Source organism: Streptomyces sp. NBC_00104, assembly GCF_045160825.1.
GTDB lineage: Bacteria > Actinomycetota > Actinomycetes > Streptomycetales > Streptomycetaceae > Streptomyces.
On record NZ_CP108215.1, the window covers coordinates 8,244,733 to 8,267,690 of the forward strand.

Here is a 22,958-nt window from a genome sequence, read left to right on the forward strand (position 1 = left end):
GACGTGCCCGGAGCCTAAATGGTTCATGCCTGGAAGGGAACGTGATATGTACTTCACCCCATCGAGGGATCGAACGCGTATGCGACTCTGGACTACTCTGAGTTTCGGACGAGGGTGGCGTTACAACGGCTCTACCAGGCCTCGGTACCCTCGGACCGGCAACAGAGCCCGGCCTCTTACCCAAAAGGGCCTCACCTGAAATTCAGCGAGGAGCGAACCGCGTGACCGCCGATACGTCCGTGCCGTCCACAGCGCTGCTGACCGGATCAGACCGGGACGGTTCCAACTACACCGCGCGGCACCTGCTCGTCCTCGAGGGGCTCGAGGCCGTGCGGAAGCGCCCCGGTATGTACATCGGCTCGACGGACAGTCGAGGCCTGATGCACTGCCTATGGGAGATCATCGACAACTCCGTGGACGAGGCCCTCGGGGGCTACTGCGACCACATCGAGGTGATCCTCCACGACGACGCCTCCGTCGAGGTGCGGGACAACGGCCGCGGCATCCCGGTCGACGTCGAGCCCAAGACCGGCCTGTCCGGTGTCGAGGTCGTCATGACCAAGCTGCACGCCGGCGGCAAGTTCGGCGGCGGTTCGTACGCGGCCTCGGGCGGTCTGCACGGCGTGGGCGCCTCGGTGGTGAACGCGCTCTCCGCCCGCCTGGACGTCGAGGTCGACCGCAATGGCGGCACGCACGCGATCAGCTTCCGGCGCGGCGTGCCCGGTGCCTTCGCGGGCATCGGCGCGGACGCCAAGTTCGAGGCGACCGGTGGTCTGCGCAAGGGCAAGCGGATCCCCAAGACGCGCACCGGCACCCGTGTGCGCTACTGGGCCGACCGCCAGATCTTCCTCAAGGACGCCAAGCTCTCGCTGGATCACCTGCACCAGCGCGCCCGGCAGACCGCCTTCCTCGTGCCCGGCCTGACGATCGTCGTCCGTGACGAGTTCGGCCTCGGCGACGGCGGCAGCAAGGGCGAGGAGTCGTTCCGCTTCGACGGCGGCATCAGCGAGTTCTGCGAGTACCTGGCCTCCGACAAGCCGGTCTGCGACGTCCTCCGCTTCTCCGGACAGGGCATCTTCAAGGAGACCGTGCCCGTCCTGGACGAGCACGGCCAGATGACGCCCACCCAGGTCACCCGCGAACTCGGCGTCGACGTCGCCATGCGCTGGGGCACCGGCTACGACACGACCCTCAAGTCGTTCGTGAACATCATCGCCACCCCCAAGGGCGGCACCCACGTCGCGGGCTTCGAGCAGGCCGTGGCCTCCACGATGAACGAGGTGCTGCGGGCCAAGAAGATGCTGCGCGTCGCCGAGGACGACGTCGTCAAGGACGACGCGCTCGAAGGCCTCACCGCCGTCGTCACCGTGCGCCTCGCCGAGCCGCAGTTCGAGGGCCAGACCAAGGAGGTCCTCGGCACCTCGGCGGCCCGGCGCATCGTGACGCAGGTGGTCGCCAAAGAACTCAAGGCGTTCCTGACCTCCACGAAGCGGGACGCCGCCGCTCAGGCGCGGGTCGTCATGGAGAAGGCCGTCGCTGCCGCCCGCACGCGCATCGCCGCACGTCAGCACAAGGACGCGCAGCGTCGCAAGACGGCCCTGGAGTCCTCGTCCCTGCCCGCCAAGCTCGCCGACTGCCGTAGCGACGACGTCGAGCGCAGCGAGCTGTTCATCGTCGAGGGCGACTCGGCTCTCGGCACGGCGAAGCTCGCGCGGAACTCCGAGTTCCAGGCGCTCCTGCCGATTCGGGGCAAGATCCTCAACGTCCAGAAGTCGTCCGTGACCGACATGCTCAAGAACGTCGAGTGCGGCGCGATCATCCAGGTCATAGGGGCGGGGTCGGGGCGGACCTTCGACATCGACGCGGCTCGCTACGGCAAGATCATCATGATGACCGACGCCGATGTGGACGGGTCGCACATCCGGTGCCTGCTGTTGACGCTCTTCCAGCGCTACATGCGGCCCATGGTCGAGGCCGGGCGGGTCTTCGCCGCCGTGCCGCCGTTGCACCGGATCGAGCTGGTTCAGCCCAAGAAGGGGCAGGACAAGTACGTCTACACGTACTCGGACCGTGAGCTGCGCGACAAGCTGCTGGAGTTCCAGAGCAAGGGAGTCCGGTACAAGGACTCCATCCAGCGCTACAAGGGCCTCGGCGAGATGGACGCGGACCAGCTGGCGGAGACGACGATGGATCCGCGGCACCGTACGCTGCGGCGGATCAACCTGTCGGACCTGGAGGCTGCCGAGCAGGTGTTCGATTTGCTGATGGGGAACGACGTCGCGCCGCGCAAGGAGTTCATCTCCAGCTCGGCGGCGACGCTGGACCGGTCGCGCATCGACGCCTAGCCGCTGGCTGGGCTGGGCTTGGGCCGGGGCGCCTTCGGTTCGTTGTGGGTCGGGGGTGTGCCGGGGGTGCCCGTCCTCGGAACGGCGCGGGGGTGGGGGAGGCTGGCCGGTGCTTCACCTGATGGGGTGAAGAATTGTGAAGAAGTACGTCGGGGATCTTTCCGTTCTGTCCATGCTTGGGCATGCAGTCAAGCACCGGCCGTCCCCGCCGACGCGGGGGTGGTTCTGAGAGCCCGGTTGAGCAGCACGAGGGGCACGGCCTCGCCGACGAGGCCGTGCGGTTCGACGATCCCTGGTACGACGCGCTGGCCTCCGGCTGGGGGGAGTTGGACGGCACGGGCGGGCCGGCCCCGGTCGTGGCCGAGGCGCGGGAGAGCCGGGGCGGGGGCGCGGCGGACGTCTATCTGGAGGTCCAGCGGAGCGCCGCCTTCCAGGAGGTGCGCAGCCGCTACCGCAGGTTCGTGATTCCGGGCGTCGCCGTCTTCTTCGGCTGGTACGTGGCCTACGTCGTGACGGCGACCACCGCCCCGGGGCTGATGGCACGGCCGGTGGCGGGCGCGGTGAACGTGGCGATGCTGGCGGGGCTCGGACAGTTCCTCACGACGTTCCTGTTCACCTGGGCGTACGCGCGGCACGCCAGGCTGCGCCGGGATCGGCCGGCCCTCGATCTGCGCTGGGACACCCAGGAGTTGACGCGCGGCGTCAGAGGGGGCGAGCGGTGACCGCCGACCATCAGACGCTGGTGCTGCTGCTGTTCAGCGCGTTCGTGGCGGTCACGTTGGGCATCACGACGTGGGTGAGCCGCAACCGGCACGGCTCGGCGGAGGAGTTCTACGCCGGCGGGCGGCTGTTCTCGCCGATGGAGAATGGTTTTGCCATCGCGGGCGACTACATGTCCGCCGCTTCCTTCCTCGGCATCTCCGGGCTCATCGCGCTCTTCGGGTACGACGGACTGCTGTACTCCGTGGGTTTCCTGGTCGCCTGGCTCGTGGTGCTGTTCCTGGTGGCCGAACTGGTGCGCAACTGCGGGCGGTTCACGCTGGCCGACGTGGTCGCGGCGCGGATGAGCGAGCGGCCGGTGCGGATCGCGGCGGGAACTTCCTCGGTGACCGTGTCCGTTCTGTATCTGGTGGCGCAGATGGTGGGAGCGGGCACCCTCGTCGCGCTGCTGCTGGGGGGAGAGAGCGAGGCGGCGCAGGCCTGGACGGTCATCGGGGTCGGCGCGCTCATGGTCGTCTATGTGTCGTTGGGAGGGATGCGGGCCACCACCTGGATCCAGATCGTCAAGGCGGTCCTGCTGATGGGCGGGGCGATCGCGCTGACCGTGCTCGTCCTGGTGCGATTCCACGGCGACTTCGACCAGTTGCTGCGGACGGCGGCCGAGCGCAGCGGACATGGTGCCGCGTTCCTCGCGCCGGGGCTGAAGTACGGCGGCGACTGGGTCGCGCGTTTCGACTTCATCAGCCTCGGACTCGCCCTGGTGCTGGGCACGGCCGGGCTGCCGCACATCCTGTCGCGCTTCTACACGGTGCCCACCGCGCGGGCCGCGCGCCGCTCGGTGGTCTGGTCGATCGGCCTCATCGGCGGCTTCTATCTGATGACGATCGTGCTGGGCTTCGGCGCGGCCGCCATCGTCGGCCCGGAAGCCGTACGGGGTTCGAACGCGGCGGGGAACACGGCGGTGCCGTTGCTGGCCCTCGATCTGGGCGGGGGCGCGGGCTCCACTGGCGGAACGGCTCTGTTCGCGATCGTCGCCGCCATCGCCTTCGCCACGATCCTCGCGGTCGTCGCCGGCATCACCCTCGCCTCGTCGGCGTCCGTCGCCCATGACCTGTACGCGTCGCTGCGCCGTCGTCGGTCCAGGCCGCGCAGCGAGGTCGCTGTGGCGCGCACGGCCGCCGTCGGTATCGGCGCGGTCGCGATCGGGCTCGGGCTGCTCGCCAAGGACCTCAACGTGGCCTTTCTCGTCGGCCTCGCCTTCGCGGTCGCGGCTTCCGCCAACCTGCCCGTGCTGCTGTACTCGCTGTTCTGGGGCGGCTTCACCACACGGGGCGCGGTGTGGTCCGTGTACGGCGGGCTGGTCCCTTCCATGGTTCTCGTACTGCTGTCGCCGGTGGTCTCGGGGAGCCCCGACTCGCTGTTCCCCGGTGTCGACTTCCAGTACTTCCCCCTGCAGAACCCGGGCCTCGTCTCCATCCCGCTGGGCTTCCTCGCGGGCTGGCTCGGCACGGTCACCTCGGCCGAGCCGCCGGACGAGGCGAAGCACGCGGAGACCGAGGTCCGGTCGCTGACGGGCGCGGGGGCGGTGTGAGGGCCGGAGGGGCAGCCGGGGCGCGTTCGGCGGCGTACGGGCTTCAGGGGAGCGCTCAGGGCGTGTGGGAAGCGCTCCGGCGGTTCCTCAGGGACGGGTCGCCCACTCGTAGCGGTGCTCCGGGCGGCCGGCGTCGCCGTACTTGAGAGTGAGTCGGGCCCGTCCCGTGCGTTCCAGGAGCTTCAGATAGCGCTGGGCGGTCTGGCGGCTCAGACCGGTCCGTTCGGCGATCTCCTGGGCGGACAACGCGCCCTCGGCGGTCATCAGGGCACGGCGCACGAGTTCGGTGGTGGTCGGGGAGTGGCCCTTGGGCAGGTCCGGCTCGCCGCCTGCCGAGAGGGCGCCGAAGATCCGGTCCACCTCGGCCTGTTCGGCCTCGCCGCCGCCGTCCAGGGTGCGCCGCAGCTCCGCGTACGCCTCCAGCTTCGCCCGCAGCCCGGCGAACGCGAACGGCTTGACCAGGTACTGGAGCGCTCCCTGGCGCATCGCGGCCTGGACGGTCGAGACGTCGCGGGCCGCCGTCACCATGATGACGTCGGACTGATGGCCCCGGCGTCGCATCTCCTGGACGACCACGAGGCCCGTGTCATCGGGCAGATAGTGATCCAGGAGGACCAGGTCCACATGCGGCAGCGTGTCCAACCGGTGGAGTGCCTCGGCCGCGTTGTGGGCCACACCGGCGACGTGGAAACCGGCGACCTTCTCCACGTAGGCGGCGTTGACGCGGGCGACTCTGGTGTCGTCGTCCACGATGAGGACCTCGATCATCGCGACTCCTTGTCGGCGGCTGTGATGGCGGCCTCGGGCCCCTGCCCGGGGCCCGGTCGCCCGTCGCGGTCGGCCGTCGGCTCGTCCTGCCGGGCCGGCCCGTCGTCGGGTGCCGTAGAGCTGAGCGTCGGTACGGACGTCTGTGTCACCAGGCCGGGCTCCGCGAGGGCGTCGGGCAGTACGACGGTGAACTCCGCGCCGCCGCCCTCCGCCTCCGTGACCCGGGCGCTGCCTCCCTGCCGCTCGGCGAGCCGGCGGACCAGGGAGAGCCCGATGCCGCGCTCGCGGTGGGCCGGCGGGGTCTTGGTGGACCAGCCGTCCGTAAAGATCAACTCCCGCTTGTCGGGCGGGACCCCGGGGCCGGTGTCGCGTACCCGGAGGATCGCCGTACGCCCCTCGGAACGCAGATCGACCTCCACGCGTGCGTGGGGCGTGCCCGCGACGGCGTCCAGGGCGTTGTCGAGGAGGTTGCCGACGATGGTGACCAGCCCCCGGGGGTCGATGAGCCGGTCCGGCAGCATCGTGCCGCCCGCGACCGACAGGGCCACTCCGCGCTCGGCCGCGACGGTCGCCTTGCCGACCAGGACCGCGGCGAGCAGCGGATCGTGGATCTTCTCGGTGACCTGCTCGGCGGTGGCCCGGTGGTCGCCGACCACCTCGCCGACGAACTCCACGGCCTCGTCGTACATCTCCAGTTCGAGCAGGCCGAGGAGCGTGTGCATGCGGTTGGCGTGCTCGTGGTCCTGGGCGCGCAGGGCGTCTATCAGGCCGCGCGTGGAGTCGAGTTCGCGGCCGAGCTGCTCCACCTCGGTGCGGTCGCGCAGGGTGGCGACGGCACCCCCGTCGTCCGTGGGCATGCGGTTGGTGACCAGCACGCGCTGACCGCGCACGGTCAGCAGATCGGTGCCCGTGACCCGGCCGGCCAGCACATCGGTCGTACGGCCGGAGCCGAGCGCGTCGTCGAGTGACCTGCCGACCGCCTCGTCACCTATCCCGAGCAGTCGCCGCGCCTCGTCGTTCAGGAGGCGCACGCGCCCGGCGCGGTCCAGTGCGACCACACCCTCCCGGATGCCGTGCAGCATCGCCTCACGTTCCGCCAGCAGCCCCGCGATGTCGGAGAAGGCCAGGTCACGGGTCTGTCGATGGACCCGTCGGGAAATCAGGTACGCGGCCAGCGCCCCGACCGCCATGGCTCCGCCGGCGTAGGCCAGGAGCCCGGGGATCGCGTGGATGAGCCGGGCACGGACACTGTCGTACTCGATGCCCACCGAGACGGCGCCGACGATCTTCCCGTCGGCGTCCCGCAACGGCACCTTGCCCCGGGCGGAGCGCCCCAGCGTCCCCGAGTCGATCTCCATGACCTCGTCGCCGGCCAGGGCACGACGCGGGTCGGTCGAGACGAGCCCGCCGATCTCCGCCGGGTCGGGATGCGACCAGCGCACCCCGACCCGGTCCATCACGACGACGTACTCGGCTCCGCTGGCCTCCCGGATCCGCTCGGCCTCGACCTGCACGGGACCGCTCACGGACGGCTTGGTCGACACCAGGTCCTTTGCGATCTGCGGTTGGGCCGCGGTGGTCTGGGCGATGGCGAGGGCCCTGCGCATCGCCTGGTCGTCCAGCTGGTCGCTGAGCGGCGCGAGGAACAGCCCGGTCGCGAGGACGGCGACACCGGCGGCGATCGCCACCTGCATCAGCAGGACCTGCGAAAACACCCGCCGCGGCATCCCGAGACGCAGGCGGCGTGCGGGGGGAGTGGGGCTCATACCCATGACGGTACGTGGACGGGGTGGGCCGGTCGTAGTGGGGTGTGGCGCGGATCTCAGGCGACCGGTGTTTGCGGCGGCGGGACCGGAACGGCTCCTGGGAGCTGGGAGCTGGGAGCTGGGAGCTGGGAGCTGGGAGCTGGGAGCTGGGAGCTGGGAGCTGGGATGTGGTGTGGCTGTCCGACCGCGTGGGCGCAGGGCCTGGCCATGACAGGCTCGCCGGTCGGCTAGCGGGCGAGGGTGGCCGGGGAGAGCTCTCGTACGGTCAGTACGTCCATCCTCGCCGGGGAGCCCAGCGGGGAGCCGCAGCTCTCCGGGCGGGGCGGCTGGGCGGCGCCCTGGGAGACGGCGACGGTCCAGCGGCGGCCGTCGGTGTGGGCGACGGTCACGTCCCAGCGGGGTGCCGCCCCGTCCGTGCGCAGGACGGTGAGGGCGTCGGCCGCCGCTTCGCCCGTCTCGGTACGCACCGCCAGTTCGGCCGCCTGTCCGGGGCGCTCCCATGCGGAGCTCCCGCGGCATCCGTCGGTGACGACACGGCCCTCCCGTATGCCCTGGAGGACCTCCTTGACGTGATGGGCCCCCGCGCGGCCGTACACGTATCCGAAGGGCAGCACGAGCAGGGTGGGGGAGAAACGGTGACCACCCAGATGGGTGACCTCCCAGGTGCCCTCGACTCCGGAGGCGGCCAGCTCGGCGGCGAGCGGTCGGCCGAGGAGGGCGCAGCAGCGGTCACGCTTGCCGTTGGTGCAGACGAGCGCGAGAGGGTCGCCGGTGTGGGGACGTCCCCGCAGAACCGTCCCGAAGGTGTGGTGGTCGCCCCGGCCGAGGGCCGTGAAATCGAGGTCGAGCAGGTGCCCTGGGTCGGACGTCGTGGCGCTGTGCAACCAGACGTTCCCGGGATCGGAGTGGGCCACGTACACCTGGCGCTCGTGGACCCCGCGGCAGTCCGCGTGGCGGCCGGGCCGCCGGATCAGGGCCACGCGTACGCCGGTGTCCTTCGCCGCGGCTTCGAGGGCGCGGCCGAGCACGGGGTCCAGATGGCTCGACGTGAGCGCCTGGACACCCCAGGGGCCCGGCTGTTCCAGCAGCAGCCATGTCCTCGCCGTGGCGGCGGTCCCGGCGAGAGGCTCGTCGAGGTGTCGGGACGCGGATGTGCACGTACTCACAGAGGTGAGCCTAACCTGAGTTCCCCGCGAGCGAATTCCGGCCGGGCCGAAGGGGTGCGAACGCGGCCCACAAGGGGCGCATACGGGCCCGAAGTGGGGTTCGGGGGTGTGGTGGCGCGAGGCGCGGGTGCGGCGGCGCTGCCCGGGAGTGCTCGCGGTGGCCCTTTTCCCACGTACTGGCCGCTCGGCCGCATGCGCAGCGGGCGCTCACCGTACTCCTCCAGGGGCGTGGGCGACCCAGCCCGCCGTGCGGGCCACGGCGAAGACGGTCTCGCTCACGGCAGGGGCCTGCCGAAAGAGACCGTGAGGACCGCGAGGGCGGGTGCCGCCTGGAAGACGTCCTCCGGGAGCGCGAACAGGGCACACGCGTGTGGATCCTCGCCCGCGTAGAGGTAGCGGCGGGTGTTCACCCCGGGATGCCGCGGCCGACGCGCAGTTCGTCCGCGATCACGGGAGCCGCGTTGCCGTGGTCCAGCACGTCGAGCAGCAGTCGGTGGGCGAGGGCGCCGGCCGTGCCGTGCGGCGGGCCTTCGAGGGCGCCGAGGCCGGCCGAGACGGCAGCGTACGTGTGGGCGCGTGCCGACGCGGTGACACGGACCGCGAGCTCGAACAGGCGGAGGAGTCGAAGATCATCCGCCCGGTGGCGCGCTCTGTGGGACCGGATGTGCCGGTTCCGGTGCCGACCATGTGAAAGGAGTTGCTGTCTCTCGGAGGATCCGGAATATAAACTTCTCCGATTTCCGTCGCTCTTGACGATTTTTCTTCCGATCGGGAGTGGAGCCGCTGTGTGGGGGTGGCGGTGAAGCGAAATGCGGCGCGTTCGACGGCGGGTGAGCGGCAATCACGCCGCGTGCTTCTCCCGGGTGCGCGCCGCCCGGTGTCCCCGGCCAGGGCTCTGCGAGGATGCCTTCGCGCACTGCGTGGCAGCGTGCGCCTTGAGAGCAGAGGGAAAAACGACAGTGAGTCAGATCATTCGCCGGCTTGGTGTTCCTCCACGTCATCGCGGGAGCACAGACGGTGCGACTTGCCCTGATATCTTTGAATTGTCCGACGGGAATTTCGCAATTATCGGCACAGATGTCACCGACTCCATGGACGTGCAACTCCCCGCCGACGCGGCGCGTGCCGACTACGAACGCATTGTCGTGATCACTCGCGAGACCCTGGTCAAGGCCAAGGCCGATATCCCGGACGTGTAGGGGTTCTCCGGTGCGGGGTGGCCCGGAGGGAAGAGGTACTCGGGGTCACCCCTTCGTTCAGTCCTCGCCCGGCGGCTCGCCGACCACCCACCATTCCTCGGTCTCCGCTTCCTCGAGTTGTCGCAGGAGATCGTCGACCAGGAGCCCGAGTTCGGCCTCCTCGGTGTCCGCGATGCTCGCCCGGTTCTGCTGGGTGGCGTACCAGTACTCCCTGACGATGGGGTTCTGGAACATGCCCCTGACGCGTTTGAAGAACTCGTCCTTGGTCATGTTGCCGATGCGGTAGTAGAAGAGCAGGTTCGTGTAGAGGGCGTTGGCGAAGAGGAATTGGCGGCGTTTCTTGGGAGAGGCATCGTAGAGGTCCAGGACTTCGGCGAGGTCGGAGTCGTCCATCGCCTTGCTCAACAGCGCCCAGTGCAACTGCTGCTGGCTGGTCAGATTGGCCTGCTGCTGGACTTGGGCCCGCTGCTCCAGGCGCTCGACCCGTGCGCGGAGCGCTTCGACCACGGGGCGCTGGGCGGCCCATGCGGCGAGCGTGCCGACCGCCATGCCGAGGCCGACTGCTGCGGCGGCCCTCAGTCCGCCCGACTTCGTGTTCTGTGTGGCCATGTCAACCCCCGGTTCAGGCGGCCGTTCCGCCGGTCGTCGGGTGTGGGTCGACAGGAGGGGGACCGGCGAGCGGTGGGCGGCGCTTGCCGTCTCCCAATGTTGCCGAGCGGCGCTGGTCGGCTGGGAGGCGGAGAGGAGGCGCACGGAGGGATGTGCGGGTCGCGCGAACCGGCGCCATGCCCAACGTGTGCCCCGCGGGCGCCGCTAACAATCGTTCACTCCACGGGGCGTTCGCCCCCACTCGTATCCTGGGGCGGCCTGCAGGGGACGTACGAGAGCTGCGGCGTTCCGGTGAGAGCCGGTCCATGAGCCGACCTCGTGCGGTGGCCGGCCGTGAGCCGGCGCACGCAACGGTGTGAGAGAGGGCGCGTGTTGAGCCAGTCGTCGAGTCAGGGTCCGGAGCGGGGCCAGGGGCCGAGCCCGAGCCCGAGCCCGAGTCAGAGTCCGAGTCCGCAAGGCTCGCCGCAGATTCCCGTCGTCGTCCTCGCCGGGTTCCTCGGGTCCGGTAAGACCACCCTGCTCAACCATCTCCTCCACCGCAGTGGCGGCAGCCGGATCGGTGCTGTCGTCAATGACTTCGGGGCGATCGAGATCGACGCGATGGCCGTGGCCGGGGCGCTCGGGGATTCCACCGTGTCGCTGGGCAACGGGTGCTTGTGCTGTGCCGTCGACGTCAGTGAGCTGGATGTGTATCTGGAGCGGCTCGCCGAGCCCTCCGCCGGGATCGACGTCATCGTCATCGAGGCCAGTGGGCTCGCCGAGCCGCAGGAGCTCGTGCGGATGGTGCTCGCCAGTGAGAACCCCCGGGTGGTGTACGGCGGGCTCGTCGAGGTCGTCGACGCGGCCGAGTTCCTGGAGACCCGGCAGCGGCATCCCGAGATCGACCGGCATCTCGCCATCGCCGACCTCGTCGTCGTCAACAAGCTCGACCGGGCCGAGGACGGGGAACGGGTCCTGGCGCTCGTCCGCTCGATCAGTGACGGTGCGGCCGTCGTGCCCGCCACCTACGGGCGTATCGACCCCGAGTTCCTCTTCGACTGCCGGCCCTCCGAGGAGCGCATCGGCCAGCTCTCCTTCGACGACCTCCACCGGCACGACCACGACACGCAGGACGGGCACGAGCACACCGGGCATCTGCACACCGGCTACGACAGCGTCGCCTTCGTCTCCGATGCTCCGCTCGACCCCCGGCGGCTCATGGACTTCCTGGACGGGCGGGCCGACGGGCTCTACCGCATCAAGGGATACGTCGACTTCGGGCCGTACGACCCCCGGAACCGCTACGCCGTGCATGCCGTCGGGCGGTTCCTGCGGTTCTACCCCGAGCCCTGGGCGGACCACGACGGGACCGGGGACGAGAGGCGTCTCAGTCAGCTCGTGCTCATCGGGGCCGGTATCGACGCCCCCGCCCTGAGCAAGGAGTTGGAGGCGTGCAGGGACGAGAACGACACCCCACAAGCCGACGAACACGGCATGTGGGGCGTCCTTCGCTACGTCCAGGAGGCAGCGGCCGAGGAACCCGAGGCCTCCTACGACAACCTGTGAAGCGACAACCTGTGAAGGCCTTCGCTCACACCGGCCCCGCCACCGCGGACACCGTCTTGCCCAGGGACACGCCCGAGCCGTCGCGGCGCGGGTCCATCTCCGGGAGGTCGGCCGGGGTGCCGTTCTTCTGGGCGGCGCGGGCCGGGACGGGGCCCGCCCAGGCGATGGAGAGGCAGTCCTCGCCCTTGAGGAACCGCTGACAGCGGACGCCGCCCGTGGCGCGGCCCTTGCGGGGGTACTGGTCGAACGGGGTGAGCTTGGCCGTGGTCTGGACCGAGTCGTCCAAGGTGCCGCGGGAGCCGGCCACCGTGAAGACGACCGCCTCCGCGGCCGGGTCGATGGCGGTGAAGGAGATGACCTTCGCGCCCTCGGTGAGCTTGATGCCGGTCATACCGCCGGCCGGACGGCCCTGCGGGCGGACCTGGGAGGCCTGGTAACGCAGCAACTGGGCGTCGTCCGTGATGAAGACCAGGTCCTCCTCGCCGGTGCGCAGCTCCACGGCACCGACGATCCGGTCGCCGTCCTTGAGCGTGATGACCTCCAGCTCCCCCTTGTTGGACGGGTAGTCGGGGACCACACGCTTGACGACACCCTGCTCGGTGCCGATGGCCAGCCCCGGCGACGACTCGTCCAGCGTCATCAGACAGATGACCGTCTCGCCGTCCTGGAGGGTGAGGAACTCCGCGAGCGGGGCGCCGCCCGAGAGGTTGGGGGCCGCCGACGTGTCCGGCAGCTGCGGCAGGTCGACCACGTTCAGGCGCAGCAGGCGGCCGGTGGAGGTCACCGCGCCCACCTCGCCCCGGGCCGTCGCCGGGACCGCGGAGACGATGACGTCGTGCTTGGCGCGCTTGCCGTCCTCGTCCGCCGCGAAGGGCTCGCCGTTGGCCGTACGCGCCAGCAGCCCCGTCGACGACAGCAGCACCCGGCACGGATCGTCCGCGACCTGGAGCGGAACGGCGGCCACCTGGGTGCCCGAGGACTCCAGCAGCACCGTACGGCGCCCGGTGCCGAACTTCTTCGCCACGGCGGCCAGTTCGCCGGAGACCAGCTTGCGCAGCTCCGCGTCCGAATCCAGGATCCGGGTCAGCTCGGCGATCTCGGCGTTGAGCCTGTCCTTCTCGGACTCCAGCTCGATGCGGTCGAACCGGGTGAGACGGCGCAGCGGGGTGTCGAGGATGTACTGCGTCTGGATGTCCGACAGGGAGAAGCGCTCGATCAGGCGCTCCTTGGCCTGCGCGGAGTTGTCGCTGGAGCGGATCAGGCGGATGACCTCGTCGATGTCCACCAGCGCGGTGAGCAGACCCTCGACCAGGTGAAGACGGTCGCGCTTCTTGCCGCGGCGGAACTCCGAGCGGCGCCGTACGACCTCGAAGCGGTGGTCGAGGTAGACCTCGAGAAGCTCCTTGAGGCCCAGGGTGAGGGGCTGGCCGTCGACCAGGGCCACGTTGTTGATGCCGAAGGACTCCTCCATCGGCGTCAGCTTGTAGAGCTGCTCCAGGACCGCCTCCGGCACGAAGCCGTTCTTGATCTCGATGACCAGACGCAGGCCGTGCGCACGGTCGGTGAGGTCCTTGACGTCGGCGATGCCCTGAAGTTTCTTCGAGCCGACCAGGTCCTTGATCTTGGCGATCACCTTCTCCGGGCCCACGGTGAACGGCAGTTCGGTGACGACCAGGCCCTTGCGGCGGGCCGTCACGGTCTCCACCGCCACCGTGGCACGGATCTTGAAGGTGCCGCGCCCCGTCGCGTACGCGTCCCTGATGCCGGTGAGACCGACGATCCGGCCGCCGGTGGGCAGGTCGGGGCCCGGGACGTGCTTCATCAGCGTGTCCAGGTCGGCGTTCGGATACCTGATGAGGTGGCGGGCGGCCGCGATGACCTCGCCCAGGTTGTGCGGCGGCATGTTGGTGGCCATGCCGACGGCGATGCCGGACGCGCCGTTGACCAGCAGGTTCGGGAAGGCGGCGGGCAGCGCCACCGGCTCCTGCTCCTGGCCGTCGTAGTTCGGGGAGAAGTCGACCGTGTTCTCTTCGATCGACTCCGTCATCAGGCTCGTCGCGTCGGCCATCCGGCACTCGGTGTACCGCATGGCGGCCGGCGGGTCGTCGTTGCCCAGCGAGCCGAAGTTGCCGTGGCCGTCGACCAGGGGGAGCCGCATGGAGAAGGGCTGGGCGAGGCGCACCAGGGCGTCGTAGATCGACGAGTCGCCGTGCGGGTGCAACTTACCCATGACCTCGCCGACGACGCGGGCGCACTTCACATAGCCGCGGTCGGGGCGCAGGCCCATCTCGTTCATCTGGTAGACGATCCGGCGGTGCACCGGCTTCAGGCCGTCACGGGCGTCGGGCAGGGCTCGGGAGTAGATGACCGAGTACGCGTACTCCAGGAAGGAGCCCTGCATCTCGTCCACGACGTCGATGTCGAGGATCTTCTCCTCGAACGCGTCGTCGGGCGGCGGGGTCTTCGTGCTGCGGCGGGCCATCGCTGCCGGCTCCTTGCTGAGACGTGAACGGACTCTGACGCGGACCATTGTGGACTGCCGCACCGACAACGCGGACACGACCCGGCTCCGACCACTGGATACGGGGTTCCGAGCCACCGCGTCAACAGCGTGCGCCGACCTTAACCGTGACCGCCGACCGCAAGCCCCCGTCTCGCTCTCGGCGTACGACCCCCGGGAACTTCTCCAGGGGTCCGCACGCTTGCATACAGTGGCAGGACCGGCAGGAGAACAGCGGTTTCCGCGACGATTCCACGACGGATCCCGCGACCACAGCACAGCGATCGAAGGGACGTACCGCCCATGGGTCACACGGCCACAGCCGAGGCCGGCTCCGAAGGCCTGACAGTGAAGGAGCACCGCCTGGACAACGGCCTGCGCGTGGTGCTCTCCGAGGACCACCTGACCCCGGTCGCCGCGGTGTGCCTCTGGTACGACGTCGGTTCGCGCCACGAGGTCGAGGGCCGTACGGGCCTCGCCCACCTCTTCGAGCACCTGATGTTCCAGGGCTCGGGCCAGGTCAAGGACAACGGCCACTTCGAGCTGGTCCAGGGCGCGGGCGGTTCGCTGAACGGCACCACCAGCTGGGAGCGCACCAACTACTTCGAGACCATGCCCACCCATCAGCTGGAGCTCGCGCTGTGGCTGGAGGCCGACCGCATGGGCAGCCTGCTGCTCGCGCTCGACCAGAAGAACCTGGACAACCAGCGGGCCGTCGTCCAGAACGAGCGCCGGCAGCGGTACGACAACGTGCCCTACGGCACCGCCTTCGAGAAGATCTTCCGTCTGGCCCACCCCGAGGGCCATCCCTACCGGCACACGCCGATCGGCTCGATGGACGACCTGGAGGCGGCCAGCCTGGAGGACGCCCAGCAGTTCTTCAGGACGTACTACGCGCCCAACAACGCCGTCCTGTCGATCGTCGGCGACATCGACCCGGACCGGACACTCGCGTGGGTGGAGAAGTACTTCGGCTCCATCCCCTCCTACGACGGCAAGCCCGAGCCCCGCGACGGCGCGCTGCCCGACATCATGGGCGAGCAGCTGCGCGAGGTGATCGAGGAGAACGTGCCCGCGCGCGCGTTGATGGCCGCCTACCGGCTGCCGGAGGACGGCACGCGCGCGTGCGACGCGGCCGACCTGGCGCTCACGATCCTCGGCGGTGGCGAGTCCTCCCGCCTGTACAACCGGCTCGTACGCCGTGACCGCACAGCCGTGACGGCCGGGTTCGGCCTGCTGCGGCTGGCCGGCGCGCCCTCCATGGCCTGGCTGGACGTGAAGACCTCCGGCGACGTCGAGGTGCCCGTCATCGAGGCCGCCGTCGACGAGGAGCTCGCCCGGTTCGCCGCGGAGGGCCCCACGGCCGAGGAGATGGAGCGGGCCCAGGCCCAGTTGGAGCGTGAGTGGCTGGACCGGCTCGGCACGGTCTCGGGCCGCGCCGACGAACTGTGCCGCTTCGCGGTCCTGTTCGGCGACCCGAAGCTCGCCCTCACCGCCGTCGACCGCGTTCTCGAGGTGACGGCCGACGAGGTCCAGGAGATCGCCAAGGCGCGGCTGAGGCCCGACAACCGCGCGGTGCTCGTCTACGAGCCCGTGGCCGGCGAAGAGGGCGACGAAGGGGAAGCCGCCGAGGCGGAGGCCGCCGAACCCACCGACCAGACCGACGAGACCGACAAGAACGAGGAGTCGGCGAAGTGACCGAGCTCGCGACCATGGACTTCCACCCGCAGCCCCAGGCCGGCGAGGCCAGGCCCTGGGCGTTCCCGGCGCCCGAGCGCGGCACCCTGGACAACGGCCTGACCGTGCTGCGCTGTCACCGCCCCGGCCAGCAGGTCGTCGCCGTAGAGGTCCTGCTCGACGCGCCGCTGGACGCCGAGCCGGCCGGTCTCGACGGCGTCGCCACCATCATGACCAGGGCCTTCTCGGAGGGCACCGACAAGCACACGGCCGAGGAGTTCGCCGCCGAGCTGGAGCGCTGCGGCGCCACCCTCGACTCGCACGCCGACCACCCCGGCGTCCGCCTGTCCCTCGAAGTGCCCGTGTCGCGGCTGGAGAAGGCGCTCGGCCTGCTGGCCGACGCCCTGCGGGCACCCGCGTTCGAGGACAGCGAGATCGAGCGGCTGGTGGCCAACCGGCTCGACGAGATCCCGCACGAGACCGCCAACCCGGGCCGCCGGGCCGCCAAGGAGCTCTCCAGGCAGCTGTTCCCCGCCACGTCCCGTATGTCGCGGCCCCGCCAGGGCACCGAGGAGACCGTCGAGGGCATCGACTCCGCGGCCGTACGCGCCTTCTACGAGCGGCACGTGCGCCCCGCGACGGCCACCGCCGTGGTCGTCGGCGACCTCACCGGAGTCGACCTCGACGCGCTGCTCGGCGACACCCTGGGCGCCTGGACCGGTTCCCCGGCCAAGCCGCGCCCCGTGCCGTCGGTGAGCGCCGACGACACCGGGCGGGTGATCATCGTGGACCGCCCCGGCTCCGTGCAGACCCAGTTGCTCATCGGCCGGGTCGGCGCCGACCGGCACGACCGTGTGTGGCCGGCCCAGGTGCTCGGCACCTACTGCCTCGGCGGCACCCTCACCTCCCGCCTGGACCGCGTCCTGCGCGAGGAGAAGGGCTACACCTACGGGGTGCGCGCGTTCGGCCAGGTGCTGCGCTCCGCGCCGGACGGCTCGGGCACGGCGATGCTCGCCATCAGCGGCTCCGTCGACACACCGAACACCGGACCGGCGCTCGACGACCTGTGGACGGTGCTGCGCACGCTCGCCGCCGAGGGCCTGACCGACGCCGAGCGCGATGTCGCCGTGCAGAACCTCGTCGGGGTCGCCCCGCTCAAGTTCGAGACGGCCGCGGCCGTGGCGAGCACGCTGGCCGACCAGGTCGAGCAGTACCTGCCGGACGACTACCAGTCGACGCTGTACCGCCAACTCGCCGCCACGGGCACCGTGGAGGCCACCGCGGCCGCCGTGAGCGCCTTCCCGGTGGACCGTCTGGTGACCGTCCTCGTCGGTGACGCCGCGCAGATCGAGGCGCCGGTCAGGGCCCTCGACATCGGCGAAGTCACCGTCGTACCGGCCGAGTAGAACCGGGACAGAAGGACACACGTCCGTGGGGCCCTGGTGACTGAAGAGTCACCAGGGCCCGCGTTTGTCCGTATTGATGGCGGAGGTTGTGTGTCTGACCTGTGGCGTACTTAACAAATCCTGTGATCCGTTTGTTATTTCGAAGACGGCCCGCTTAGCGTCGGTCCGGCTGTTCGTCAGAAGTTCGCCGCAGCCGCGGCACCGGACAGTCATCGCCGAGTCCCCATGGCGCGAGCCAGGGGAGCCGGGGACCCACCGAAGTCCCTGGGGTGAATCGGGTGCCCTTCGCGGAGCGTCGCGAAACGAGGGGCAGCCGTAGGAGACCTTCCTGCTCCGAACCCGTCAGCTAACCCGGTAGGCGAGAAGGAAGGAAAGGACCAGCCACTTCATGGCGTTCACCCGCGCCCCCGGGAAGCACCGGCGTCCCGGCCGTGTGAAGCGCACGACCACGAGGAACGTGGGCGTCGCCGCTCTCACCACCACCGGTGTCATCGGCACCCTGGCCGCTCCCGCGCTCGCCGCGGAGGAGCCCGCCGTCGAGCAGACCGGCCTGAACCAGATCATCGTCCTCGGCGACACGGTCGCCGAGCAGGTCGACGCCCAGGCCTTGGCCCAGCAGCAGGCCGCCGAGGTCGCCGCCGTCAAGAAGAAGGCGCAGGAGGAGGCCCGGAAGGCCGCCGCCGAGAAGGCCGAGCAGGAACGTGCCGCCGCCAAGGAGCGCGAAGAGATCAAGGCCCGTGCCGCCCGCGCGGCCGAGCGCGAGCGCCTCAACACCTATGTCGCCCCGATCAGCGGCTCGTACATCTCCACCGGCTACAAGGCCGGCGGCGCCGTCTGGTCCTCCGGCAGCCACACCGGCGTCGACTTCCACGCCGCGTCCGGCACCGCCGTCCACGCGGTGGGTTCCGGCACCGTCGTCGAGGCGGGCTGGGGTGGCGCGTACGGCAACAACATCGTCATCAAGATGACCGACGGCACGTACACGCAGTACGGCCACCTGTCGTCCATCGGCGTCTCCGTCGGCCAGACGGTCACCCCCGGCCAGCAGATAGGCCTCTCCGGGGCGACCGGCAACGTCACCGGCGCGCATCTGCACTTCGAGGCCCGGACGACGGCCGAGTACGGCTCGGACATCGACCCCGCCGCGTACCTGCGTTCGCACGGCGTGAACGTCTGACGCACCACTCGACGCTTCCCAGGAGGCCCCGGCTCACCGAGCCGGGGCTTTCCGCGTTGTGACGTACCTCCTGTCCAAAAAATATCCCTGGATTCCGGTCCGCCATCGGAAATTCCGGCTCGCTGCAATAGAGTCGCTGGAACACACGTCAATCATCGACGTTTCACGGGGATTAAGGCGGAGGTCGGTCATGCGTATTCCGGCGCACTCGGTATGCACGGCGATCCGTGATGACATCGTCGCGGGTGTCTACGAGCGCGGCAGCCGTCTCACCGAGGAACTGCTCGCCCGCCGGTACGGCGTCAGCCGGGTCCCCGTGCGCGAGGCGCTGCGCACGCTGGAGGCCGAGGGCTTCGTGGTGACCCGTCGGCACGCGGGCGCGTGCGTCGCCGAGCCGACGGAGCAGGAGGCCGCCGACCTGCTGGAGATGCGCATGCTGCTGGAGCCACTGGGCGCCGCCCGCGCCGCGCAGCGCCGCACGGAAGCACACCTGAAGGTGCTGCGCGGCCTGGTCAGACTGGGCCAGGAGCGGGCCAGGAGGGGGAACAGCGAGGATCTGCGCTCCCTGGGCGGCTGGTTCCACGAGACGCTCGCACAGGCGTCCGGCAGCCCCGCGCTGACCTCGACGCTCGCCCAGCTGCGGCACAAGATCGCCTGGATGTACGCCATCGAGGCGCCGGCCAACCCCGTGGAGTCCTGGGCGGAGCACGGCGGCATCGTGGACGCGGTCGCGCGCGGCGACAGCGACCGGGCCCGGACGATCACGTCCCTGCACACCGAGCGCGCCACCGCCGCACACCGGCTCCGATTTCCGTCCGGGGCCGGCGGGACGGAACGCCCCGACCGTGTGAGGACTTCGCAACACCCCGTAAACACGCCGAGTCTGCGGCATTAACACAGGAGCCGTATACAAAGAGGGAAGAATTCCGAAGGGCATTTTTCCTGCTGCCCGCAGAACGGAAAAGGACGAAAAGGCGAAGGGCCCGCCCGATAAATCGGACGAGCCCTTCGGTGTGTCTGCGGGTGGCCTTTCAGGCCTTTTCCGCTTTATTCGGCCGGGTCGCTCAGACCGTCTCGGGGAGTTCTTCGAGTCCCTCGGCCACGAGCTTCGCCAGACGGTCGAGCGCGATGTCCGCGCCCTCGGCCTCGGAAGCGAGCACGATCTCCTCGCCGCCCTGGGCGCCGAGGCCCAGCACCGCCAGCATGGAGGCCGCGTTGACGGGGTTGCCGTCGGCCTTGGCGATCGTCACGGGGATACCGGAGGCCGTGGTGGCCCGGACGAAGATGGATGCGGGTCGGGCGTGGAGGCCCTCGGCCCAGCCGACGTTGACGCGGCGCTCAGCCATGTGATGCTGCCCTTCAGGTGTCTCGGGTACTTCAGAGAGGTCTAGACCAGGTTGTCTAGACCAGTTTCCCATATGGCGCGGCGTACCGGAACGAGCCCACGGCCTGACCACGAACCGGCTTCCGCGCGTCTGTTGCGCTTCCCCAGACTGCCCCGCGCCGTTGTCGTACGCGAGCCGTACTCTGGGGCCCATGCAGACCTCGTCGGACCGGCACGAGTACCCCGCCCACTGGGAGGCCGACGTGGTGCTGCGCGACGGCGGCACCGCACGCATCAGGCCCATCACCGTTGATGACGCCGAGCGTCTCGTCAGCTTCTACGAGCAGGTCTCGGACGAGTCGAAGTACTACCGCTTCTTCGCGCCCTACCCTCGCCTGTCCGCCAAGGACGTCCACCGCTTCACGCACCACGACTTCGTGGACCGGGTGGGGCTCGCCGCCACCGTCGGCGGCGAGTTCATCGCCACGGTACGCTACGACCGCATCGGCGCCGACGGAACGCCCGCGTCCGCCCCCGCCGACGAGGCCGAGGTCGCCTTCCTCGTCCAGGACGCCCACCAGGGTCGCGGCGTCGCCTCCGCCCTCCTCGAACACATCGCCGCCGTCGCCCGCGAGCGCGACATCAGACGCTTCGCCGCCGAGGTGCTCCCCGCCAACTCCAAGATGATCAAAGTGTTCACCGACGCCGGGTACCAGCAGAAGCGCAGCTTCGAGGACGGCGTCGTCCGCCTGGAGTTCGACCTGGAGCCCACCGACCGCTCCCTCGCCGTCCAGCGCGCCCGCGAGCAGCGAGCCGAGGCCAGGTCCGTACAGCGGCTGCTGGCCCCCGGCTCGGTCGCCGTCATCGGCGCCGGGCGCACGCCGGGCGGAGTGGGCCGCAGCGTGCTCGCCAATCTGCGGGACGCGGGCTTCACCGGGCGGCTGTACGCGGTGAACAAGGCCCTCGGGGAGGACGAGAAGGACATCGCCGGGGTGCCCGCGCACCGGTCCGTCACCGACATCGAGGGGCCTGTCGACCTCGCGGTCGTCGCCGTCCCGGCCGCGTACGTGCCCGAGGTCGTCGCCCAGTGCGGTGAACACGGCGTGCAGGGGCTCGTGGTCGTCTCCGCCGGGTACGCCGAGAGCGGCCCCGACGGGCGCGAGCGCCAGCGCGAACTGGTGCGCCAGGCGCGTACGTACGGCATGCGCATCATCGGGCCGAACGCCTTCGGGATCATCAACACCGCCCCCGGTGTACGGCTCAACGCCTCGCTCGCCCCCGAGGCCCCGCGCTCCGGGCGCATCGGGCTCTTCGCCCAGTCCGGCGCCATCGGCATCGCACTGCTGTCCCGGCTGCACCGGCGCGGGGGAGGGGTCACCGGCGTCACCGGCGTCTCCACCTTCGTGTCGTCCGGCAACCGCGCGGACGTGTCGGGGAACGACGTCCTCCAGTACTGGTACGAGGACCCGGACACCGATGTCGTCCTCATGTACCTGGAGTCCATCGGCAACCCGCGCAAGTTCACCCGCCTCGCCCGGCGCACGGCGGCGGTCAAGCCGCTCGTGGTGGTACAGGGGGCGCGACATGGTTCCGCACCCCTGGGGCATGCCGTGCGCGCCACCCGGCTGCCCCACACCACCGTCTCCGCACTGCTGCGGCAGGCCGGGGTGATCCGGGTCGACACGATCACGGAACTCGTCGACGCGGGGTTGCTGCTGGCCCGGCAGCCCCTGCCAGCGGGGCCGCGGGTGGCGATTCTGGGGAACTCCGAGTCGTTGGGGCTGCTCACCTACGACGCGTGTCTCTCAGAGGGGTTGCGGCCGCTGCCCCCGCTGGATCTGACGACCGGGGCCTCGGCGCGGGACTTCTCCGGGGCCCTGTCGCGGGCGCTGGCCGACGACTCGTGCGACGCGGTCGTGGTCACGGCGATACCCGCGCTGGGGGAGACGTCACCCGGGGACGCGGCCCTGGCCGACGCACTGCGGTCCGCTGCCGCCGCGAATCCCTCAAAGCCGGTGCTGGTCGTGCACGTCGAGCTGGGTGGGCTCGCGGAGGCGTTGTCGGCCGCGGCGAGCACGGCACCACAGGCCGGTGACAGGGCGCCCGGCGCCGCGGGGGGTGCCCACCTTCCCCCACCCTCGGCCGCGCTTGAGCGGGGGGAAGCCGCCGCGGCCGAGGCGCACCTCATCCCCGCCTACCCCGCCGCCGAGCGGGCCGTTCGCGCACTCTCCGAAGCCGTGAACTACGCGCAGTGGCGGCGGGAGGCGGCCGACCCCGGGCGGGTGCCCGCGTACGAGGACATCGACGAGAAGGGGGCCGCCGAGCAGATCGACGCACTGCTGGCGCGGGGCGAGGGACTCACGCTCGACGCGGAGGAGACGGGCGCACTGCTCGCGCGGTACGGCATCCACCCGCGGCAGGCGCGACCCGCGCCCACGCCCGACGAGGCGGTGCGGGCGGCGGAGGCCATCGGCTACCCCGTCGCGCTCAAGACGACCGCCCCGCACCTGCGGCACCGGGCCGACCTGGGCGGCGTACGGCTCGACCTGGCGGACGAGGAGCAACTGCGGCGGGCGTACGCGGAGTTGACGGAGCTGTTCGGAGGGCCCGATGAGCTCCGTCCGGTCGTGCAGGGCATGGCCCCGCGCGGGGTCGACACGATCGTGCGGACGGTGGTGGACCCGGCGGCCGGGGCGGTGCTGTCGTTCGGGCTCGCCGGGCCCGCGTCGCAGCTGCTCGGGGACATGGCGCACCGCCTGATCCCGGCCACCGAGCGGGACGCGACCTCGCTGGTCCGGTCGATCCGGACCGCACCGCTCCTCTTCGGCTGGCGGGGTTCCGCCCCCGTCGACACGGAGGCGCTGGAGGAGCTGCTGCTGCGGGTCTCCCGACTGGTCGACGACCACCCCGAGGTCGTGGCGGTCTCCCTGGAGCCCGTCGTCGTCGCCCCGCACGGCCTGAGCGTCCTCGGCGCCACCGTCCGGCTCGCGCGCCCGCCCGCCCGCGACGACCTCGGCCCGAGGACGCTTCCGGTGTACTGAGGGCGACGCTGGCTGTGTACTGAGGTCGACGCTCGCGGTGTACCGGCGACGGCGCGCGGACCGCGTACGGACGGCGCACGGCCCCACGCATTGATCCGTCCACGACAGAACAGAGACGGCAGAG

The 22,958-nt window shown here is 70.6% G+C and carries 16 protein-coding genes, 1 pseudogene and 1 riboswitch; of the genes and pseudogenes, 10 read left to right on the top strand and 7 right to left on the bottom strand.

The features are described from left to right. Positions 1 to 221: 221 nt before the first annotated feature. From OG272_RS36135 to OG272_RS36145, 3 genes are all read left to right on the top strand, one after another. The gene (locus OG272_RS36135; protein ID WP_326576287.1) at positions 222 to 2,345 is read left to right on the top strand and encodes a DNA topoisomerase IV subunit B; all 2,124 of its coding nucleotides are present in this window, start codon (positions 222 to 224) and stop codon (positions 2,343 to 2,345) included. A gap of 182 nt (positions 2,346 to 2,527) precedes the next feature. Beyond that, positions 2,528 to 3,067 carry a DUF485 domain-containing protein gene (locus OG272_RS36140; RefSeq protein WP_326576285.1) on the top strand — a complete coding sequence of 180 codons (540 nt, stop codon included), beginning with the start codon at positions 2,528 to 2,530 and terminating at the stop codon, positions 3,065 to 3,067. After that, a complete protein-coding gene (locus OG272_RS36145) occupies positions 3,064 to 4,656 on the top strand; it encodes a cation acetate symporter (RefSeq protein ID WP_405895508.1) in 1,593 nt (530 codons plus the stop codon). The genes OG272_RS36140 and OG272_RS36145 overlap by 4 nt, the downstream gene beginning before the upstream one ends. 87 nt (positions 4,657 to 4,743) lie before the next feature. Here the strand turns inward: OG272_RS36145 and OG272_RS36150 are convergent, their stop codons facing one another. The 4 genes and pseudogenes from OG272_RS36150 to OG272_RS36165 form a co-directional block, all read right to left on the bottom strand. Beyond that, positions 4,744 to 5,424 (bottom strand): response regulator, encoded by a 681-nt coding sequence (locus tag OG272_RS36150; protein WP_326576281.1) that lies wholly within the window; start codon positions 5,422 to 5,424, stop codon positions 4,744 to 4,746. Beyond that, entirely contained in the window at positions 5,421 to 7,190 is a 1,770-nt protein-coding gene (locus OG272_RS36155; RefSeq protein ID WP_327727522.1) for a sensor histidine kinase, read from the bottom strand. Before OG272_RS36155 ends, OG272_RS36150 begins: the two co-directional genes overlap by 4 nt. 227 nt (positions 7,191 to 7,417) lie before the next feature. Continuing rightward, complete coding sequence (locus OG272_RS36160) at positions 7,418 to 8,356, bottom strand: sucrase ferredoxin (protein WP_327727521.1); 939 nt, start codon at positions 8,354 to 8,356, stop codon at positions 7,418 to 7,420. A gap of 143 nt (positions 8,357 to 8,499) precedes the next feature. After that, positions 8,500 to 8,960, bottom strand: a pseudogene (locus tag OG272_RS36165) (citrate/2-methylcitrate synthase); the annotation flags it as partial. Between the two features lie 355 nt (positions 8,961 to 9,315). Here OG272_RS36165 and OG272_RS36170 point away from each other — a divergent pair. Beyond that, the gene (locus OG272_RS36170; RefSeq protein WP_326576276.1) at positions 9,316 to 9,555 is read left to right on the top strand and encodes a hypothetical protein; all 240 of its coding nucleotides are present in this window, start codon (positions 9,316 to 9,318) and stop codon (positions 9,553 to 9,555) included. A 57-nt stretch (positions 9,556 to 9,612) separates the two neighbouring features. Here the strand turns inward: OG272_RS36170 and OG272_RS36175 are convergent, their stop codons facing one another. After that, positions 9,613 to 10,164 carry a DUF6082 family protein gene (locus OG272_RS36175; RefSeq protein ID WP_326576274.1) on the bottom strand — a complete coding sequence of 184 codons (552 nt, stop codon included), beginning with the start codon at positions 10,162 to 10,164 and terminating at the stop codon, positions 9,613 to 9,615. Between the two features lie 468 nt (positions 10,165 to 10,632). Between OG272_RS36175 and OG272_RS36180 the strand changes: the two genes are divergently transcribed. Beyond that, positions 10,633 to 11,709, top strand: a complete 1,077-nt coding sequence (locus OG272_RS36180) for a GTP-binding protein (protein ID WP_327732104.1) — start codon at positions 10,633 to 10,635, stop codon at positions 11,707 to 11,709. A 25-nt stretch (positions 11,710 to 11,734) separates the two neighbouring features. On the opposite strand, the gene OG272_RS36185 is transcribed toward OG272_RS36180, so the two are convergent. After that, the gene (locus tag OG272_RS36185; RefSeq protein WP_327727520.1) at positions 11,735 to 14,191 is read right to left on the bottom strand and encodes a DNA topoisomerase IV subunit A; all 2,457 of its coding nucleotides are present in this window, start codon (positions 14,189 to 14,191) and stop codon (positions 11,735 to 11,737) included. 321 nt (positions 14,192 to 14,512) lie between these two features. Between OG272_RS36185 and OG272_RS36190 the strand changes: the two genes are divergently transcribed. From OG272_RS36190 to OG272_RS36205, 4 genes are all read left to right on the top strand, one after another. Continuing rightward, on the top strand, positions 14,513 to 15,907 hold the full coding sequence (locus tag OG272_RS36190; RefSeq protein WP_326576270.1) for a pitrilysin family protein: 1,395 nt from the start codon (positions 14,513 to 14,515) through the stop codon (positions 15,905 to 15,907). Next, complete coding sequence (locus OG272_RS36195) at positions 15,904 to 17,292, top strand: pitrilysin family protein (protein ID WP_327727519.1); 1,389 nt, start codon at positions 15,904 to 15,906, stop codon at positions 17,290 to 17,292. Before OG272_RS36190 ends, OG272_RS36195 begins: the two co-directional genes overlap by 4 nt. 203 nt (positions 17,293 to 17,495) lie before the next feature. Further along, a riboswitch (cyclic di-AMP (ydaO/yuaA leader) is annotated at positions 17,496 to 17,667 on the top strand. A gap of 13 nt (positions 17,668 to 17,680) precedes the next feature. Continuing rightward, positions 17,681 to 18,469, top strand: coding sequence for a M23 family metallopeptidase (locus OG272_RS36200; RefSeq protein WP_326576266.1), 789 nt, complete (start codon positions 17,681 to 17,683; stop codon positions 18,467 to 18,469). A gap of 190 nt (positions 18,470 to 18,659) precedes the next feature. Next, a complete protein-coding gene (locus OG272_RS36205) occupies positions 18,660 to 19,364 on the top strand; it encodes a GntR family transcriptional regulator (RefSeq protein WP_327727518.1) in 705 nt (234 codons plus the stop codon). A 169-nt stretch (positions 19,365 to 19,533) separates the two neighbouring features. Here the strand turns inward: OG272_RS36205 and OG272_RS36210 are convergent, their stop codons facing one another. Next, positions 19,534 to 19,815, bottom strand: a complete 282-nt coding sequence (locus tag OG272_RS36210) for an HPr family phosphocarrier protein (RefSeq protein ID WP_257539733.1) — start codon at positions 19,813 to 19,815, stop codon at positions 19,534 to 19,536. 190 nt (positions 19,816 to 20,005) lie between these two features. Between OG272_RS36210 and OG272_RS36215 the strand changes: the two genes are divergently transcribed. After that, entirely contained in the window at positions 20,006 to 22,834 is a 2,829-nt protein-coding gene (locus tag OG272_RS36215) for a GNAT family N-acetyltransferase (RefSeq protein ID WP_327727517.1), read from the top strand. Positions 22,835 to 22,958 lie beyond the last annotated feature (124 nt).

Bases quoted from the DNA above. Each gene is read 5' to 3' on its own strand.
- OG272_RS36140 (WP_326576285.1), top strand. From the start codon at position 2,528: ATGCAGTCAAGCACCGGCCGTCCCCGCCGACGCGGGGGTGGTTCTGAG.
- OG272_RS36155 (WP_327727522.1), bottom strand. From the start codon at position 7,190: ATGAGCCCCACTCCCCCCGCACGCCGCCTGCGTCTCGGGATGCCGCGG.
- OG272_RS36175 (WP_326576274.1), bottom strand. From the start codon at position 10,164: ATGGCCACACAGAACACGAAGTCGGGCGGACTGAGGGCCGCCGCAGCA.
- OG272_RS36205 (WP_327727518.1), top strand. From the start codon at position 18,660: ATGCGTATTCCGGCGCACTCGGTATGCACGGCGATCCGTGATGACATC.
- OG272_RS36150 (WP_326576281.1), bottom strand. From the start codon at position 5,424: ATGATCGAGGTCCTCATCGTGGACGACGACACCAGAGTCGCCCGCGTC.
- OG272_RS36200 (WP_326576266.1), top strand. From the start codon at position 17,681: ATGGCGTTCACCCGCGCCCCCGGGAAGCACCGGCGTCCCGGCCGTGTG.
- OG272_RS36215 (WP_327727517.1), top strand. From the start codon at position 20,006: ATGCAGACCTCGTCGGACCGGCACGAGTACCCCGCCCACTGGGAGGCC.
- OG272_RS36185 (WP_327727520.1), bottom strand. From the start codon at position 14,191: ATGGCCCGCCGCAGCACGAAGACCCCGCCGCCCGACGACGCGTTCGAG.
- OG272_RS36210 (WP_257539733.1), bottom strand. From the start codon at position 19,815: ATGGCTGAGCGCCGCGTCAACGTCGGCTGGGCCGAGGGCCTCCACGCC.
- OG272_RS36190 (WP_326576270.1), top strand. From the start codon at position 14,513: ATGGGTCACACGGCCACAGCCGAGGCCGGCTCCGAAGGCCTGACAGTG.